Origin of the sequence: Neorhizobium sp. 2083 (assembly GCF_031455615.1) — a bacterium.
GTDB lineage: Bacteria > Pseudomonadota > Alphaproteobacteria > Rhizobiales > Rhizobiaceae > Neorhizobium.
This window is the reverse complement of sequence record NZ_JAVDTC010000001.1, coordinates 684,129-699,818: the sequence shown is the minus strand read 5'-3', so window position 1 is coordinate 699,818 and position 15,690 is coordinate 684,129. Positions and strand designations below refer to the sequence as shown.

Here is a 15,690-nt window from a genome sequence, read left to right as displayed (position 1 = left end):
AGCATCATTCCGACTCGTGGGGCCTTCCATGGTATCGACCTATCTCACCTTCGATCTCGTCAATCGCGACATGCAGAAAAGCCTGAAGACGATTGCCGGGCAGACGATGGTGGTCAACGATACGAAGTACTACCAGGAGAACATCGGCAAGATCAAAACGGTCGATGAGTTTCTTGGCAACTACCGGCTCTATTCCTACGCGATGCAGGCGCACGGCCTGGAGGACATGATCTACGCCAAGGCGTTCATGAAGCAGGTGCTGGAAAGCGATCTCAGCGACGACAACAGCTTTGCGAACCGCCTGACCGACGACCGCTACAAGAACATCGCCTCCGCCTTCAATTTCGGCGTTTCCAACGGCGAGGGCGCCGCTGCCCAGTCCAACGGTCAGATGGAAGAACTCTTCGACACCTATGACCAGACGATCGCCGCCCAGAACGATACGATCGAGGAAGACACCCGTTATTTCAAGGTCATGCTGGGCACCACCGGCAATATCACCAATGTCGATCAGTTGCTCGCCAATCCGAGGCTGCGCGACTATATGTTCACGGCCTATGGCATCGATACGAAATACTACAATTACAACGCCATCCGCGGCGTCCTGACCAGCGATCCGGCCGATCCGACCAGTTTTTACAACACGGCCTATGGCAACAATCTCACCCAGTACAATGCCGCGAAAACAGAGGATACGGAACTTGCCGAGCGAATGAGCCTCAGCACCGGCATTCCCGCTCTCCAGGACTCGATCACGCTTGGCCAGCAGAAGAAAACCGATCTCGAAACGCAGATTGCCGCCAAGCAGGATGAGCTGAACAACGGCGGGCCTGCAACCCTCCAGGCTGAGATCGACGCGATGCAGGTGGAATTGACCAAAACGGTGGATGCGATCCAGAAGGATCAGACGACCCTCACCACGTCGCAAGCGCGCTACACCGAGCTGGATGGCAGGCTGGTGCCGATCGCCCAGACGGACGCGCGCCGCGCAGAATTGGCAACGATCATCAGCGCCGGAGCGTCCGATGCGCCTTATCTCGGCTTGATGAAATCCCTCGCCGAGGATTTCAACTTCAACGCGGACGGCTCGGTGCCGGCGGGCGGCGCGGTCACTCCGGAAAAGCTGCTGGAGATCGTCGGCGGCTTCTTCAACAAGCAGACCCGCATCACCCATGGCGAGGCGATGTTCAATCAGGAGCTCTTCGAGCAGGAGCTCAAGACGGCGACCAACGTCAAGGATTTCATCGATGACCCGCGGCTTCTGAAATATATCAAGGTCGCCTTCAATCTCGACAAGGTCACGGTCGTCAAGTCGACGATCGAGCAGATCCTGACCAGCGACCTCTCCGATCCGGACAGCTATGCGAACCGTTTCGGCCAGACCAATCCGGAATATCTTCAGCTCGCCAAGGCCTTCAACTTCAATACGGACGGTACCGTTGCGGCCGGCCAGGCCCAGGACGGGCTGCAGACCAGCTCAACCCGCAGCAACTACATGAGCCGCTGGGACGACAAGCAGGAAGACGATCTCGCCAAGACCATCAAGTTCTACAAGGTCAACCTTCCGGCCATAGATACGCTTGACAAATTCCTCAGCAAAGACGCCGAAAATTCCTACAACTTCGCCCTGGAGGCGGTGGGCATCGATCCGGCCACCGTTTCGAAACTGACGATCAAGAATGTCCTGAAAAGCGACCTTTCCGATCCGAACAGCTATATCTATCAGCTGAAGGACGAACGCTTCGTCTCGCTTGCCAAGTTTTTCAACTTCGACAGCAAGGGCGGCGTCACCCGCCAGGTGCTGCTTCAGTCCAACGCCACGATCACCAACGTCGCCAAGGACTACATTCTGCGCAAGACCCGCTTCCTGGAAGGCGATGAACTCAAGGCCGCCAAGACGAAAGCCCAGACCGAGGCGAAATATTACACCGATGCGATGCAGCGGATCGGAAGCCGCGACGAACTGCTCGCCGACCGCAAGACGCTCGATATCCTGCTGATCTCCAAGGGGATCGACCCTTCCACGGTCACCAACGACTTCCTCAAAAAGGCCTTCAACTCGGATCCCGCCGATCCCAAGAGCTTCGTCAATACCCAGACGGACAAGCGGTTCGCGCAGATCGTCGGCACCTTCAATTTCGACTCCAAGGGCGAGATCGACCGGAGCTCGGCGGGCCAGGCCCAGAACGGCGGCGAAGTTGTCGCGACCCAGGACCTTTACGTCCGCCAGCTTCTCGAAACCCAGCAGGGCGAGGAAAACCCGGGCGTTCGCCTGGCCCTCTATTTCGAGCGCATGGCCGACAATATCACCGACCCCTACGTGATCCTCGGCGACGAGGCGCTGATGGAATTTTTCCGCGTCACCTACAGCCTGCCCCAGGAAATCGGCAATATGGAAGTCGACCAGCAGGCCAAGCTGGTCGAGAAGAAGCTGGATCTCAAGGATCTGGCCGATCCGGAAAAGGTGAAGAAACTGGTTCAGCGCTTCACCATCATGTACGATCTGGAAAACAGCGTGAATACGGCTTCGTCGGTCAGCATCCTGAGCAGCGACGGCAGCTCGGTCGGCATCAGCTCGGATACGCTCTGGGCATTGTCCCAGATCAGGATGAGCTGAGGGCGGGCGACCCCGTCAGGTGTCGTCGCTCTTGCCTGCCGCCTCGAAGCGGGGATCGGCATTCGATTCCAGCCAGTCGAGATCCGCGTGCATCGCGTCGCGGCTCGCCTTTTCCATCCGCCGGTAGCGGGACAGCAGTTCCTGGCCGAACTCGGTCAGGCCCGCACCGCCGCCGCTCTTTCCGCCATGGCGGGTAAAGATCGACGGCTCCTTGAACATCCGGTTGATCTCGTCGCCGAGCAGCCATGCCCGCCGGTAGGACATGCCGATCGAGGCCCCCGCCGCCCGGATCGAGCCGTGTTCGGCGATCAGTTCCAGAAGCTGCGCCTTGCCCGGGCCGAGCCGCACGCCGTTGTCGAGGTCGATCCTGATCGTGGTTTTCGACGACCGGCTCATGGGATCGAGACCACCTTGCCGGGGTTCATGATGCCGGCCGGATCGAAAGCCTGCTTGATACGCCGCATCAGCTCCATCTCGATCGGCGAGCGGATATGCGCGAGCTCGTCGCGCTTCAGCTGGCCGATGCCGTGTTCGGCCGAGATCGAGCCGCCCGCGGCAAGCACGATGCCATGGACGATGGCGTTGATCTCCCGCCAGCGGCCGATGAAGGCCGCCTTGTCGCCCGCCATGTCGGCACTGATGGGCTGCGAGATGTTGTAGTGGATGTTGCCGTCGCCAAGATGGCCGAAGGCGCAGACCCGGGCTCCGGGCATGGCCGCCAGCACCGCCTGCTCGGCTTCTGCCATAAAGGCCGGGATTTTCGAGACCGGCACCGAAACGTCGTGCTTGATCGAGCCGCCCTCCGGCTTCTGGGCATCCGACATGCTTTCGCGCATGTGCCACAGCGCCTTCTGCTGGGCGACCGAAGACGCGATCACCGCGTCGCGTATCAGCCCGGCCTCAAAACCCTGTTCGAGCAGCGACTGCACCATGGATTCTGCCGTCTCGGCGGAATCGGAGGTCGAGATGTCGATCAGCGCGTACCACGGATGCGGCTGGGAGAGCGGATCGCGCACCCCTTCGATATGCCGGGTCACGAATTCGATGCCGATGCGCGGCATCAGCTCGAAACCGGTCAGCGCCGTGCCGCAGAGGTTCGAGGCCCGCTCGAAGAGTTTCAGCGCATCCGCGGGGGAAGCGAGACCGGCGAGCGCCACTTGGTGCCCGACAGGCTGCGGAAACAGTTTCAGCACCGCGCCGGTGATGATCCCGAGCGTGCCTTCCGCGCCGATGAACAGGTCGCGCAGGTCGTAGCCGGTATTGTCCTTCTTGAGCCGCCGCAGTCCGTCCCAGATCTCGCCGGTCGGCAGCACCACTTCGAGCCCGAGGCAAAGCTGGCGGGTGTTGCCGTAGGCGAGCACGGCGGTGCCCCCGGCATTGGTGGAAAGGTTGCCGCCGATCCGGCAGGAGCCTTCCGAGCCGAGCGACAGCGGAAACAGCCGGTCGACCGCTTCCGCCGCCTTCTGCACGTCGGCGAGGATGGCGCCGGCATCGCAGACCAGCACATTGGCGACCGGATCGACGTCGCGGATGCGGTTCATGCGTTCGAGCGAGACGATCAGGTCGTTGCCGCCACTGCGCGGCGTCTGCCCGCCGACAAGGCCGGTATTGCCGGTCTGCGGCACGATCGGCGTCCCGGTTTCGCTCGCAAGCTTCAGGATCGCGGCAACTTCCTCGACCGAGCCCGGCTTCAGCAGCATCGGCGAGGAGCCCTTGTAGAGCCCGCGGCCCTCGACCAGATGCGGCGCAAGGTCGCTCGCCTCGCGCAGGACGTGGTTCTCGCCGACGATCGCCGCGAAGCGGTCGAGAAGCTCTGGTTTCGGTCCCGGAATATCCATCAGCGTCTCTTCCTCTCTTGCTCCGGCCTATTCGCGCGGGGCGGCGGCGCGTGCCAGCCGGTCGTTGATCGCTTCGCCGAGCCCATGGTCGGGAATGGGCGTGACGGCGACGCGGGCAGCGCCGGTCGCGTCGGCCTGCTTCAGATAGTCGAACAGGTTTGCCGCGGCCTGCGCAAGATCGCCGGAGGGGCTCAGGTCGAAAACAGCTTTGGCAAGTTCGACGCCGGCGACTGGAGCCGAACCGAACCGGATCAGCGCTTCGCCCTCGTCGACGTGGTCGGCGTTGAGCCTGACCGCCGCTCCCGGCGCGTAGTGGGACGCGAGCATGCCGGGGGCCTCGATGATCGCCGCTGGTCCTTCAGACCGGATCACCTGGAGGCCAGTCGCCTTTTCGATCTCTTCCGCGGCAACTCCGCCGGGTCTCAGGAGCCGGATCACGCCGTCTTCGACGCGAACGATGGTCGACTCCACCCCGACCGGAGCCGCCCCACCGTCGATGATAAGAACGAGCTTGTCGCCCAGATCGTCGGCGACATGGGCAGCGCTGGTTGGGCTTACCTTGCCGGACGTATTGGCGCTCGGCGCCGCGAGCGGCCTGCCGAAGGCGCGGATGAGCTCGGAGGCGAAGCCCTTGGGAAGCCGGATGCCGACCGTGTCGAGCCCCGCCGTCGCCAGCGCATGGATGCCGCTTTCGGGCTTCAGGGGAAGGATCAGGGTGAGGGGACCCGGCCAGAAAGCTTCCGCAAGTTTTCGCGAAATGGGATCGAACTCCGCATAACGCTCGGCCATGTCGAGGTCCGACATGTGGCAGATCAGCGGGTTGAAGCGCGGCCGGCCCTTCGTTTCATAGATCCGGGTGATGGCGGCGGGATTGGTGGCATCGGCCGCAAGCCCGTAGACCGTTTCGGTGGGGATTGCCACCGGCAGGCCGTCGCCAAGCACGGCGCAGGCTTTGGCGAGCGCGCCGTCATGCTCCCGGGTGATGTCGATGATCTGAGCCGTCATGTCCGCCCGTCAATAACGCGGACCAGTCCGGCTTCAAAGCTTTTTGATGATCTCGCGAAGCATTTCATTGGAAGTGCCGAGCATCAGCACGTTCTTGATCGCTTCCGTCGGATCGTTGGTCTGGAACAGCAGGCCGTTCTTGCGGATCGAGCGGTTGATCTGCAGCGGCTGGCCGGCCTCGCGTTCGACCGCGACGGCAAAATACATGCGCGAATAGGCCGTGCTGATCCGCTCGAAGAACGTTTCCTTGTCGCCGATCTCGGAGAAGAAGTTGGCGATGTAGAAGGACCAGCTGACCGGCACGCCGCGTGCAAGCAGAGTTCTTGCCGCGGTGACGTGGCAGTAGCCGAGATGCGGCCGTTCATCGAGCGTGTGATGAAAGACGATCTTCGGGAACTTGATCGAGCGGTGGAAGGAGTTGATCCGGTTGTGGCTGGCTTCTCCGGCTGCCTCGAGCCTCTTGCCGGTGCGCTCGGCGACTTCGTCATGGGTGAGATAGCGGCGCTCGGCCGGCAGCCAGATCGGATTGTAGCGGGCAATGCGCCCCGTCCGCAGGAATTCCGAATGGGCAGCCGTTTTCACGACCACCGGCGCCGGAGGCTTTGGTGGAGGGGCGTCGTAGTAGCGGATCTTTCCCTTTGCCTGCACGGTGGCGTCGCTCCCATTCGAGCCGGGATTTTATGGCCTATCTGTTAATGACAGGTTTCGCTTTCGCGGAGCTGGAGTGTTGCATTTTGACCCGTTTTGCCGCTGTCGCCAACGCGGTTGCCGATGTCGCAATGTCGCCTATGCGACACGCATGCTCGATGATTATATCCGCTTCGATCTCAGGGTGCCGCCGAACTAGGGAGGCGGAGAATTGGGAAGCCGGCAGGGGCCTTGAAAACCTCGATCCGGCGCTGCCCCCGCAACGGTGGTGGAGCAACAAAGCCTGGCATGAGCCACTGGGAAAGAGCCGAAAAGGCCGCCCGGGAAGGCGCTGGGCCCGTCCCCTCAAGGGACAGCTCCTGAGCCCGGAAACCAGCCTCGGGACAAAAGACGACGACCGGACGCGGCGGGCGTTCGGGACAGGGTTTGGGGTGGGCCTTGAGGCCGGCCGGCATTTCCATGTCCTTCCGCTGTCCATTTTTGACGAGGAAGGTTATATGGAAATTCGCAATCAGGCCCTGCGGCAGCTCAAGAACCGTCGCGAAGGTTTCAGCCTCGAGCAGGCCTTCTATACCGATCCCAGTTACTACAAGCTCGATCTGGAAATGATCTGGTATCGCGACTGGCTGTTCGTCGGCCATGATTGCGAGTTGCCCAAGGCTGGAGCCTATTTCACCCTGCAGATCGGCGATTATCCGGTCGTCGTCGTGCGTGGCCGTGACAACCAGATCCGCGCCCTGCACAACACATGCCGTCATCGTGGCAGCCGCGTCTGCACCAAGGAGCATGGCTCGGCGGTCCGGCTTGTCTGTCCCTACCATCAATGGACCTACGAGCTGGACGGCTCGCTTCTGGTCGGCCGCCAGATGGGCCAGGACTTCGACAAGACCCAGTTCGCCATGAAGAAGGTCCATTGCGAGAGCGTCGCCGGCTATATCTTCATCTGCCTTGCCAATGAAGCGCCGGATTTCGCGCCGGTCCGGGCCTCGATCGAACCTTATCTGGCACCGCATCGCCTGTGGGAAGCCAAGGTCGCCCACCAGTCGACGATCATCGAGAAGGGCAACTGGAAGCTTGTCTGGGAAAACAACCGCGAGTGCTACCACTGCGCCGCGAACCATCCGGAACTCTGCCGCACCTATCCGGAATCGCCGACCGCGACCGGCGTCCAGGGCGCCAAGGACGATCCGGTCATCGCCGCCCATTGGCAGCGCTGCGAGGAGGCCGGGTTGCCGAGCGAATTCCGCATGGACGAGACCGGCCAGTTCCGCGTTGCGCGCATGCCGCTGATCGAGGATGCCGAGAGCTACACGATGACCGGCCGCAACGCCGTCCAGCGCAGGCTTTCCGACGACGTGACGATCAACTCGATCGGCACCATGCTGCTCTTCCACTATCCGAGCAGCTGGAACCACATTCTCGGCGACCACGCGATCTCGTTCCGGGTCACCCCGCTTGGGCCCGAGGAGACGGCGGTCACCACCAAATGGCTGGTTCACAAGGATGCGGTCGAGGGCGTCGACTACAATCTCGAAGAGCTGACGCATGTCTGGAACATGACCAACGACCAGGACCGCCAGATCGTCGAGGAAAATGCCTTCGGCATCCGCTCGCCGGCTTATGAACCTGGTCCCTATTCGCCGCTGCACGAAGGCGGCGTCATGCAGTTCGTCGAATGGTATTCGAACTTCATGGTCAACCGGCTGCAGGGCGACCAGGCGAAGCTTTCGATCGTCGCCTGATCTATTGCTGCTTATCGCCAATTCGTGATCGGCCGTTCGTTGCGAAGCGGCCGGTCATAGGAACGAAGTCCTGTGGCCTGCGTTAGGTTTTCAATCGAAAACCATGAGAGGAAACCCAGGATGAGTGCTTTTCGTTTGCGCCTGACCGCGGCGGCGGTCGCCGTCGCGACCACATTTGCCGGCCTTGTGCCCGCGCAGGCCATCCAGATGCCCGCTCCCCCGGCCGGCATTTCCGACACCGGCAATATCACCAATGTCCAGCTGCTGCGGCGCGACTACGGCCGGCGTGACCGCTACGGCTGGTATGGCGGCCACCGCGGTTACCGCGAACGCCGCCCCGGTTATCGCTACCACAACGGTTTCTGGTTCCCGTTGGCAGCCTTCGGTGCCGGCGCGCTTATCGGCGGTGCCATCCAGGCGGACCGGGGTTACGGCAGCCGCCACGTCGCCTGGTGCGAAAGCCGCTACCGGACCTATCGAGCCTTCGACAACACTTACGTAGCGAGCGCCGGTATCCGCCGATCCTGCGTTTCGCCCTACAGGTAATCAGGCATTGGTCGTCTCAAGACGAAAACCCGGCCGCTGCAGACGCGCGGCCGGGTTTCCTTCGTCGGAACGACGTTAATCACGCATTCAGGATGAATTTCCTAAAGTCGCGCCGAAATTGAACTCGCGGGATATCCAGCATAATCTACCGGCGAAGTTGAAATAGCCAAGGGTTTGGGGGCTTAACATGACGTTTTTCAAGACGCTTGCGGTCGCGGGGATCGCCGCTGCCGTTCTCGCCGGCTCGTTGATGCCGGCTCAGGCCATGCCGCGTATGGCCGCTCCGGCGGCCGGGATGGAAACGAACGCCGGTCCAGACGTGGCCCTCGTGCAGTACCGCCGTCATGGCGGCGGCTGGTATGGCGGATATCGCGGCCACCGCGACTACCGTCCCGGTTATCGCCGCCACAACGGCTATTGGTTCCCGCTTGCCGCATTCGGCGCAGGCGCATTGATCGGCGGCGCCATCGCCGCACAGCCGCGTTACGTCGAACCGGCCCCCGCCTATGACGGCGGCGACGACATCAATCCGCGTCACTACGAATGGTGCGCCGAGCGTTATCGCTCCTACGACGCCTATTCGAACTCCTTCCAGCCGAACTACGGCCCGCGCCAGACCTGCTATTCGCCTTATTTCTAGGAACGCATGGCCAGACTGTCGAGCTCGTCCGGCATCGAAGCCGGACGCGTATTCGTTCGTCCGCGGTTCAGAGAATTCCGGTGCGTTTCAGCAGCCACCAGGCGGCAAGCACCGAGATGACGATCAGGCTGAAGGCATAGGCCGTGCCGTTGCCGTTTCCCGCGAAGGGGAGCGACGAGGTATTCATGCCGAAAAAGCCGGTGACCAAGGTCGGCGGCAGCAGGAAGGCGGTCATCAGCGACAGGATGTAGAGGTGCCGGTTGGTCTCGGAGGAAAGCTTCGAGTCGATTTCCTCGTGCAGCAGCCGGGCCCGTTCCTGCAGTGCATAGACGTCGTGGTCCGCAGCCTCCAGCCGGCCGATCAGCCGCGAAGCGGCATCGTCGAAACCGGGCGGCATCTCATCGTCATCGCTTGCCGCAGCGCGCCGCAGCAGCGTCAGCACGGTCCTTAAGTGCCGATGCAGCCGGACCACGGTCCGCCTGATCGGCGCCAGCCTGCGCCTCTCGTCGCGCGGCGTGTTGTCGTAGACGAAATCCTCGATGATGTTCATCTCTTCGGTGAGTTCCATCACCAGCGCGATCAGCGTGCGCTGGAATTCGGCCACCAGCGTCTCGAACACGTCGATCGGCTTTTTGTAGCGCGAGGCGTTCTTTTCGATCGCTGCCCGCACCCGGTCGATCGAGCGCAGGGGCTGCAGGCGGGTGGTGATGATCACCCGGTCCGAGACGAAGAAATGCAGCCAGCCGATATCGCGCGTCTCGCTGTCGAACTCCCGCTGGAAATCGACCAATGTTCCATAAACGAGCTGCTCGTCGAGCGTCACGGCTGCGTGCGTGTCATGGGTGGTGAGCGCCGCGATCGCCGGTGGCGTCAGGCCCGGGAAATTCTCCAGGAAGGCGTTGACCCGGCTGTCGGCGAGATTGAGATGCAGCCAGAGGAACCCGTCCCCGGCCTCCAGATCGCTGCGCGCCGCATCGAGCGGCAACCGGGTACAGGGCGCTGAACCCGGATGGAAACGATAGGCCCAGACGAGGCCTGGAACAGCAGGGTTCATGAGGGACATGGGCGAGGGTTCCGGAAGCATAGGCATCACTCCATAGACCTCTTGTGTAACGGTGGTTTCAACAAGATTCTCTAAAGCAGAAGGAGTAGCATCAACGTGTCATCCAGCCCGCACCGCTGCCGGCAGCTCGACTGCGAGATTTCTATGCCGACCGAAGACGAATGCCGCAAGCAATCCCAGGCTGTCGCCGCCGCCGAGCGCGCCGATCCGGAGCTTCCGGCATGACTGGACGCGAGGCTCCTGCATTTGCCTAACGATGAGTACGAACTCATCGACGAGCCGGCCTCGATGAACCGACATTGACAAGTATATTTACGTTTACGTAAAAAGCAGGTGAGGAATGCCGGCAGCACAGAATCGGCTAGACTAGCACAGTCGCGGCTGCAACCCGTGAGGAGGAGGAACACCATGTACAAGGCACCGGTCGAGGAGATCGCCTTCACCCTGAACCACGTGGCCGGCCTTTCGGACGCCCTGGAGATCGGCAGGTTCGGGGACCTGAGCGCCGATCTGGTCGAGGCGATCCTGGAAGAGGCTGGACGGTTCGCCGGCAATGAAATGGCGCCGCTCGGCGAGATCGGCGACAAACAGGGCGCTCGTCTCAGCGACGGCAAGGTGAAGACACCGGACGGCTGGCCGGAACTCTACCGCCACTGGCGGGAAGGCGGCTGGAATGGACTGACAGCGCCGGAAGCGTTCGGCGGCCAGAACCTGCCGCATATGCTCAACGTCGCGGCGCTGGAAATGTGGAATTCCGCCTCCATGGCCTTCGCGTTGGCCCCGACGCTCACCATGGGCGCGATCGAGGCGCTGGTCGCCCATGGCAGCGATGCGTTGAAGGAAAAATACCTTGCAAAGATGGTGTCGGGAGAATGGACCGGCACCATGAACCTGACCGAGCCGCATGCCGGCTCCGACCTCGGCGTCCTGAAGACCCGTGCCGAGCGCAGCGACGATGGCAGCTACCGCATTTTCGGCCAGAAGATCTTCATCACCTGGGGCGAACACGATGCCGCCGACAACATCATCCATCTGGTGCTGGCGCGGCTTCCCGATGCCCCCGCCGGCACCCGCGGCATCTCGCTGTTCCTGGTGCCGAAATTCCTGGTGGGCGAGGACGGATCGCTCGAAGCCCGCAACGACGTCTTCTGCCATTCGATCGAACACAAGCTCGGCATCCACGGCTCCCCGACCTGCACGATGATCTATGGCGACGGCAAATATTCTCCCGGAAACGAGGAGGACAAGGGTGCGGTCGGCTGGCTGATCGGCGAGGAGAACAAGGGCCTCGCCTGCATGTTCACGATGATGAACAACGCCCGGCTCGCGGTCGGCATGCAGGGCGTGGCGATCGCCGAGGCAGCCACCCAGAAGGCGATTGCCTATGCGAGCGAGCGCACCCAGGGCAAGGCGCCCGGCTGGTCTGGCTCAGGCCAAAGGGAAGGCATGAGCCCGATCATCGAGCACCCGGATATTGCCCGCACGCTGGTCACCATGAAGGCGCTGACGCAAGGCGCACGCGCCATCTGCTATGCCTGCGCCCACGCGATCGACATGTCGCACCACACCGAAGGCGATGAGGCCCGCCACTGGACCGAACGCGCAGCGCTGCTGACGCCGATCGCAAAATCCTTCGCCACCGATGCCGGCGTCGACGTCGCGTCGCTCGGCATCCAGGTGCATGGCGGCATGGGCTTTATCGAGGAGACGGGCGCTGCCCGTTACCTGCGCGACGCGCGTATCGCGCCGATCTACGAGGGCACCAACGGCATCCAGGCGATCGACCTCGTGACCCGCAAACTGCCGCTCTCCTCCGGCGACCAGGTGCGCGGTTTCATCGGTGAGCTCAAGGAGATCGCCGACAAGGTCACAGCCTCCAACAATACGGCATTCGGCGAGACGGGAGACCGCCTGCGCGCCGCCATCGCGGCGCTCGAGACCGCAACCAACTGGCTCCTCGACACCCAGGCCGCCGGCAAAGCCGCCGACGCGCTCGCCGGCGCGACGCCCTACCAGCGTCTTTTCGGCCTGGTGCTGACCGGCAGTTACCTTGCCAAGGGGGCGCTCGTCGCTACCGATAGCGGCGGACCGGAAAAGCGCGTCGCGCTCTGCCGTTTCATGGCCGAGAACCTGCTCGCCGAAACCTCGGCCCTGAAGGACCGGGTCATTTCGGGCGCAGCAAGCCTTGAAGCCGCCCGCGCCATCCTCGCCTGAAGGAGATATCCGTGAGCGACAACCACATCCTCGTCGAGCGCCCGGAAGCCCAGCCGGGCGTCATGGTGATCCGCTTCAACCGGCCGGAAAAGAAGAACGCCTTCACGTCGGCCATGTACAACCGCATGACGGCGGCGCTCGAGGAGGCAAACGGGGACGATGCCGTGCGCGCCGTCGCCTTCCTCGGCACCGAGGGCTGCTTCTCCGCCGGCAACGACATGGGCGATTTTCTCACCTATGCCATGTCCGGTTCCAAGGAGGCGCCTGCTGCTGCCGTCTTCATCAAGGCGCTGGCGCTGGCCGAAAAGCCGCTGGTCTCGGGCGTCGATGGCCTGGCGATCGGCATCGGCACCACCCTGAACATGCATTGCGACATGACGGTCGCGTCCGCCCGCAGCCTGTTCAAGACGCCGTTCGTCGATCTGGCGCTGGTGCCGGAGGCCGCCTCCAGCCTGCTCGCACCGAAGGTCATCGGCCACCAGCGTGCCTTCGCGATGCTGGTGGCGGGGGAAGGGTTTTCAGCCGAGGCGGCGCTCGATGCGGGGCTGATCTGGAAGATCGTCGAGGCGGACGCGGTCGAAGCCGAGACGCTGGCGCTTGCCGGAAGCCTCGCCAGGAAACCGCCCCAGGCCCTGAAAATCGCCCGCGATCTGGTACGTGACCCGCGTGACGCGGTGCTTGCCCGCATAGACGAGGAACTGGTGCATTTCTCCGCCCAGCTCAGAAGCGCCGAGGCGCGTGCCGCTTTCGAGGCCTTCATGCGACGTTAACGGTGCCGCGCGGGAAATTTTTGTTCCCGTCTTCTTTCGACGCAACTTCGGCGCTAGATTGCCCCCACCAATCGGGAGGAAAAGATGGCGCATCGTATTTCATCGGGCTTGCTTGCATTGTTTCTGGGAATAGTCCCGGCCCAGGCCGAGACGTTTGTGTTCCCCGCGCAGAGCCAGCCGGTGCAGCTCGCCCAGAGCCCTTCCGTCACCATCGGCCCGAACGGCGTCATCATCCGTCGCGGCGATGACCGGGACCGCGACAGAGACAGAGATCGTGACCGGGATAGAGATCGTGATCGCGACCGGGATCGCCCCCGCCCGCAGCGTTACGTCTGCGTCGTCTCCCCGCCGCCGAGCATGGACCGCCGCCGTCCCTATGTCTGCAACGCCGAGCCGGGCCGCGTCGGTAGCCGCTGCCGCTGCTCGGGCGTTGTTGGCAACGGCACGCTCGACCTGGATCGGTGACTATTTCTGCAGCAGAGCCACGGCTTCCACATGCGGCGACCAGAGGAACTGGTCGATCGGCGTGACCGCCTTGATGCGATATCCGCCGTCGACCAGCAGGCGCAGGTCGCGGGCGAGCGTTAGCGGGTTGCAGCTGACCGCCACGACCGTCTTGACGTTCGAACGGGCAAGCTCCTTCATCTGGACTTCGGCGCCGGCACGCGGCGGATCGAATACGACGGCGTCGTAGTTCTTCAGCTCCGACAGCATCATCGGCCGGCGGAAAAGATCGCGCTTCTCCGCCGACACGGGTTTCAGCCCCTGCGTATTGCGGGCGGCGTGATCGAGTGCCTTGACCGATTTCTCGTCGCCTTCGACCGCGTGCACCTTGGCGATGCGGGCAAGCCGAAGCGAAAACGTGCCGGAACCGGCAAACAGGTCGAGCACCCGCTTGGCCTTGCCGACATGCGACAGCACAAGGTCCGCCATCGCATCTTCCGCCGGCTTGGTGGCCTGGGTGAAGGCGCCGGGCGGGGGCGAGACCTTGACGCCGCCGAAATCAACCAGCGGCTTCTGCAATTCGATGACGATCTCGCCGTTGACCGAAACCCGCGCGATGCTTTTCAGCGAGAGCACGGTCTCGGTCACTGCGCGCCGCTGCTTGTCGTCGAGCGGTTTCAGCCCTTCCGCCGCAAGATCGAGGCCGGCGAGGGTTTCGAGAACCCCGATCCGGAACGTCTCCGAGCCGGTCGCCAGCGCCTTGCCCACCGAGCGGATTGCCTCGAGCCGGGAAACGATGCCCGGCGAGGCGATGGGACATTCCGCGATCGAAACGATGTGGTTGGTCTCGGCGCGGTTGAAGCCGAGCAGGAATTCCTTTTCGGTCCTGCGGGCGGAAAACACCACCCTCCGCCGCTCGCCGGGATGGGCGATCACCAGTTCCCCCACCTCGGGCGTCAGGCCCTTGGATTTCAGCGCGTCGACGACGAGGTTGCGCTTGAAGGCATGGTAAGGGACATCCGCCAGATGCTGGAGCGAACAGCCGCCGCAGGCGTCGCTGTCCGGTCCGAAGTGGCGACAGGGCGGCGTGACCCGGTCCGGCGACGGATTGGAGGTCGACATGACCGTCCCGTGATCGCCGTTGCGGGCGATCGCCAGCGTCTCGCCGGGCAGCGCATAAGGCACATAGACCGGGCCGTCTTCGCCATCGGCGATGCCGTGGCCCTGGGCGCCGAGCCGGGCGATCGTCACCGTCACCGTGCTCATGGAGTTTCACCGGGCTTGCGGCCTGCGAGCAGGTATTCCTGATTGCCGTCGCCGCCGGCGATCGGGGAGGGGATCAGCCCGAGGCTCTCCCAGCCCATCTCCTCGACGAGCCAGCGTTCCAGTTCCGCCGCGACCTGGGGCGCCGTCTCTGGCTCCTTCAACAACCCCGCCTTGCTGATCGCCTCCCGTCCGGCCTCGAATTGCGGCTTCACCAGCAGCACGCAGAGCGCGTCGGGTTCGGCAAGCTCGAGGGCAGGTGCCAGCGCCAGTTTCAGCGAAATGAAGGAAACGTCCGAGACGATGAAGGTGATCTCGCGATCGTCGTAGTCCTCGGAGGTCAGATAACGGGCGTTGAGGCCTTCGATATTGGTGACCCGCGGATCGGCGATCAGCCGCGGATGCATCTGCCCGTGGCCGACGTCGATCGAGGTCACGTGCTCCGCCCCGCGCATGATCAGCACTTCCGTGAAGCCGCCGGTCGAGGCGCCGATGTCGAGACAGTCGTGGCCGGCCGGATCGAGCTGGAAATGATCGAGCGCCGCAACGAGCTTCAACGCTGCACGCGATACGTAATCCTGCGCCGGATCGTCGATGGTCAGTGTCGCGTCGAGCGGGAAGGTGAGGCTCGGTTTGGTGACGACGCGGCCGTTGACCGTGACGGTGCCGCGGGCGATCGCATCGCGCGCCCGCGCCCGGCTCGCGACGAGATTGAGCGAGACGAGAAGCTGGTCGAGGCGTTGGTTTTCGGAGCTTGAGGACATGATCGCAGTCAATGCCTGCCTATCGCCTGGCTTGCAAGGCCCTTGTCCGATGAAAACTCGCGGCTGCGTTCAATCAAATTTTAATCATGTTGGGATTCTCTCGCCTCCGGAGGAACACACAGTTTCATTTCACCGG

15 protein-coding genes and 1 riboswitch are annotated in these 15,690 nt (G+C 63.1%); of the genes, 8 read left to right on the top strand and 7 right to left on the bottom strand.

The window, feature by feature from the left end:
* The first annotated feature begins 28 nt into the window (after positions 1 to 28).
* Positions 29 to 2,617, top strand: coding sequence for a DUF1217 domain-containing protein (locus tag J2X76_RS03715; protein WP_310213311.1), 2,589 nt, complete (start codon positions 29 to 31; stop codon positions 2,615 to 2,617).
* A gap of 15 nt (positions 2,618 to 2,632) precedes the next feature.
* Here J2X76_RS03715 and J2X76_RS03710 read toward each other — a convergent pair whose 3' ends face one another.
* Genes J2X76_RS03710 through J2X76_RS03695 form a run of 4 tightly spaced genes read right to left on the bottom strand, consistent with a single transcriptional unit; the run spans position 2,633 to position 6,108 of the window.
* Positions 2,633 to 3,013, bottom strand: a complete 381-nt coding sequence (locus J2X76_RS03710) for a LysR family transcriptional regulator (RefSeq protein ID WP_113130769.1) — start codon at positions 3,011 to 3,013, stop codon at positions 2,633 to 2,635.
* Positions 3,010 to 4,455, bottom strand: coding sequence for an FAD-binding oxidoreductase (locus tag J2X76_RS03705; RefSeq protein WP_310213304.1), 1,446 nt, complete (start codon positions 4,453 to 4,455; stop codon positions 3,010 to 3,012). The genes J2X76_RS03710 and J2X76_RS03705 overlap by 4 nt, the downstream gene beginning before the upstream one ends.
* Positions 4,456 to 4,482: 27 nt before the next feature.
* Positions 4,483 to 5,460, bottom strand: a complete 978-nt coding sequence (locus J2X76_RS03700) for an L-threonylcarbamoyladenylate synthase (RefSeq protein WP_310213301.1) — start codon at positions 5,458 to 5,460, stop codon at positions 4,483 to 4,485.
* 33 nt (positions 5,461 to 5,493) lie between these two features.
* A complete protein-coding gene (locus J2X76_RS03695; RefSeq protein WP_113130772.1) occupies positions 5,494 to 6,108 on the bottom strand; it encodes a DUF6656 family protein in 615 nt (204 codons plus the stop codon).
* Positions 6,109 to 6,273: 165 nt separating this feature from the next.
* Positions 6,274 to 6,504: riboswitch (cobalamin riboswitch) on the top strand.
* A 101-nt stretch (positions 6,505 to 6,605) separates the two neighbouring features.
* Between J2X76_RS03695 and J2X76_RS03690 the strand changes: the two genes are divergently transcribed.
* The 3 genes from J2X76_RS03690 to J2X76_RS03680 all read left to right on the top strand — a co-directional run bounded on the left by J2X76_RS03690 (position 6,606) and on the right by J2X76_RS03680 (position 9,036).
* Positions 6,606 to 7,850, top strand: a complete 1,245-nt coding sequence (locus J2X76_RS03690; protein ID WP_113130794.1) for an aromatic ring-hydroxylating dioxygenase subunit alpha — start codon at positions 6,606 to 6,608, stop codon at positions 7,848 to 7,850.
* A 120-nt stretch (positions 7,851 to 7,970) separates the two neighbouring features.
* Positions 7,971 to 8,396: a BA14K family protein gene (locus J2X76_RS03685; RefSeq protein ID WP_310213298.1), complete on the top strand. Its 426-nt coding sequence runs from the start codon at positions 7,971 to 7,973 to the stop codon at positions 8,394 to 8,396.
* A gap of 187 nt (positions 8,397 to 8,583) precedes the next feature.
* On the top strand, positions 8,584 to 9,036 hold the full coding sequence (locus tag J2X76_RS03680; RefSeq protein WP_310213295.1) for a BA14K family protein: 453 nt from the start codon (positions 8,584 to 8,586) through the stop codon (positions 9,034 to 9,036).
* Positions 9,037 to 9,103: 67 nt separating this feature from the next.
* Here the strand turns inward: J2X76_RS03680 and J2X76_RS03675 are convergent, their stop codons facing one another.
* Positions 9,104 to 10,099, bottom strand: coding sequence for a transporter (locus tag J2X76_RS03675; protein ID WP_113130795.1), 996 nt, complete (start codon positions 10,097 to 10,099; stop codon positions 9,104 to 9,106).
* A gap of 96 nt (positions 10,100 to 10,195) precedes the next feature.
* Between J2X76_RS03675 and J2X76_RS03670 the strand changes: the two genes are divergently transcribed.
* The 4 genes from J2X76_RS03670 to J2X76_RS03655 all read left to right on the top strand — a co-directional run bounded on the left by J2X76_RS03670 (position 10,196) and on the right by J2X76_RS03655 (position 13,548).
* Positions 10,196 to 10,324 (top strand): hypothetical protein, encoded by a 129-nt coding sequence (locus J2X76_RS03670; protein ID WP_310213290.1) that lies wholly within the window; start codon positions 10,196 to 10,198, stop codon positions 10,322 to 10,324.
* A 183-nt stretch (positions 10,325 to 10,507) separates the two neighbouring features.
* The gene (locus J2X76_RS03665; RefSeq protein WP_310213287.1) at positions 10,508 to 12,313 is read left to right on the top strand and encodes an acyl-CoA dehydrogenase; all 1,806 of its coding nucleotides are present in this window, start codon (positions 10,508 to 10,510) and stop codon (positions 12,311 to 12,313) included.
* Between the two features lie 11 nt (positions 12,314 to 12,324).
* A complete protein-coding gene (locus tag J2X76_RS03660) occupies positions 12,325 to 13,083 on the top strand; it encodes a crotonase/enoyl-CoA hydratase family protein (RefSeq protein WP_310213284.1) in 759 nt (252 codons plus the stop codon).
* Between the two features lie 84 nt (positions 13,084 to 13,167).
* Positions 13,168 to 13,548, top strand: a complete 381-nt coding sequence (locus tag J2X76_RS03655; RefSeq protein WP_310213282.1) for a hypothetical protein — start codon at positions 13,168 to 13,170, stop codon at positions 13,546 to 13,548.
* On the opposite strand, the gene J2X76_RS03650 is transcribed toward J2X76_RS03655, so the two are convergent.
* Positions 13,549 to 14,793, bottom strand: a complete 1,245-nt coding sequence (locus J2X76_RS03650; RefSeq protein ID WP_113130777.1) for a class I SAM-dependent RNA methyltransferase — start codon at positions 14,791 to 14,793, stop codon at positions 13,549 to 13,551.
* Positions 14,790 to 15,554: a TlyA family RNA methyltransferase gene (locus J2X76_RS03645; protein ID WP_113130778.1), complete on the bottom strand. Its 765-nt coding sequence runs from the start codon at positions 15,552 to 15,554 to the stop codon at positions 14,790 to 14,792. Before J2X76_RS03645 ends, J2X76_RS03650 begins: the two co-directional genes overlap by 4 nt.
* Positions 15,555 to 15,690 lie beyond the last annotated feature (136 nt).

Coding starts and splice junctions, on each gene's coding strand:
- J2X76_RS03715 (WP_310213311.1), top strand. CDS start 29: ATGGTATCGACCTATCTCACCTTCGATCTCGTCAATCGCGACATGCAG.
- J2X76_RS03710 (WP_113130769.1), bottom strand. CDS start 3,013: ATGAGCCGGTCGTCGAAAACCACGATCAGGATCGACCTCGACAACGGC.
- J2X76_RS03705 (WP_310213304.1), bottom strand. CDS start 4,455: ATGGATATTCCGGGACCGAAACCAGAGCTTCTCGACCGCTTCGCGGCG.
- J2X76_RS03700 (WP_310213301.1), bottom strand. CDS start 5,460: ATGACGGCTCAGATCATCGACATCACCCGGGAGCATGACGGCGCGCTC.
- J2X76_RS03690 (WP_113130794.1), top strand. CDS start 6,606: ATGGAAATTCGCAATCAGGCCCTGCGGCAGCTCAAGAACCGTCGCGAA.
- J2X76_RS03685 (WP_310213298.1), top strand. CDS start 7,971: ATGAGTGCTTTTCGTTTGCGCCTGACCGCGGCGGCGGTCGCCGTCGCG.
- J2X76_RS03680 (WP_310213295.1), top strand. CDS start 8,584: ATGACGTTTTTCAAGACGCTTGCGGTCGCGGGGATCGCCGCTGCCGTT.
- J2X76_RS03675 (WP_113130795.1), bottom strand. CDS start 10,099: ATGTCCCTCATGAACCCTGCTGTTCCAGGCCTCGTCTGGGCCTATCGT.
- J2X76_RS03665 (WP_310213287.1), top strand. CDS start 10,508: ATGTACAAGGCACCGGTCGAGGAGATCGCCTTCACCCTGAACCACGTG.
- J2X76_RS03655 (WP_310213282.1), top strand. CDS start 13,168: ATGGCGCATCGTATTTCATCGGGCTTGCTTGCATTGTTTCTGGGAATA.
- J2X76_RS03650 (WP_113130777.1), bottom strand. CDS start 14,793: ATGAGCACGGTGACGGTGACGATCGCCCGGCTCGGCGCCCAGGGCCAC.
- J2X76_RS03645 (WP_113130778.1), bottom strand. CDS start 15,554: ATGTCCTCAAGCTCCGAAAACCAACGCCTCGACCAGCTTCTCGTCTCG.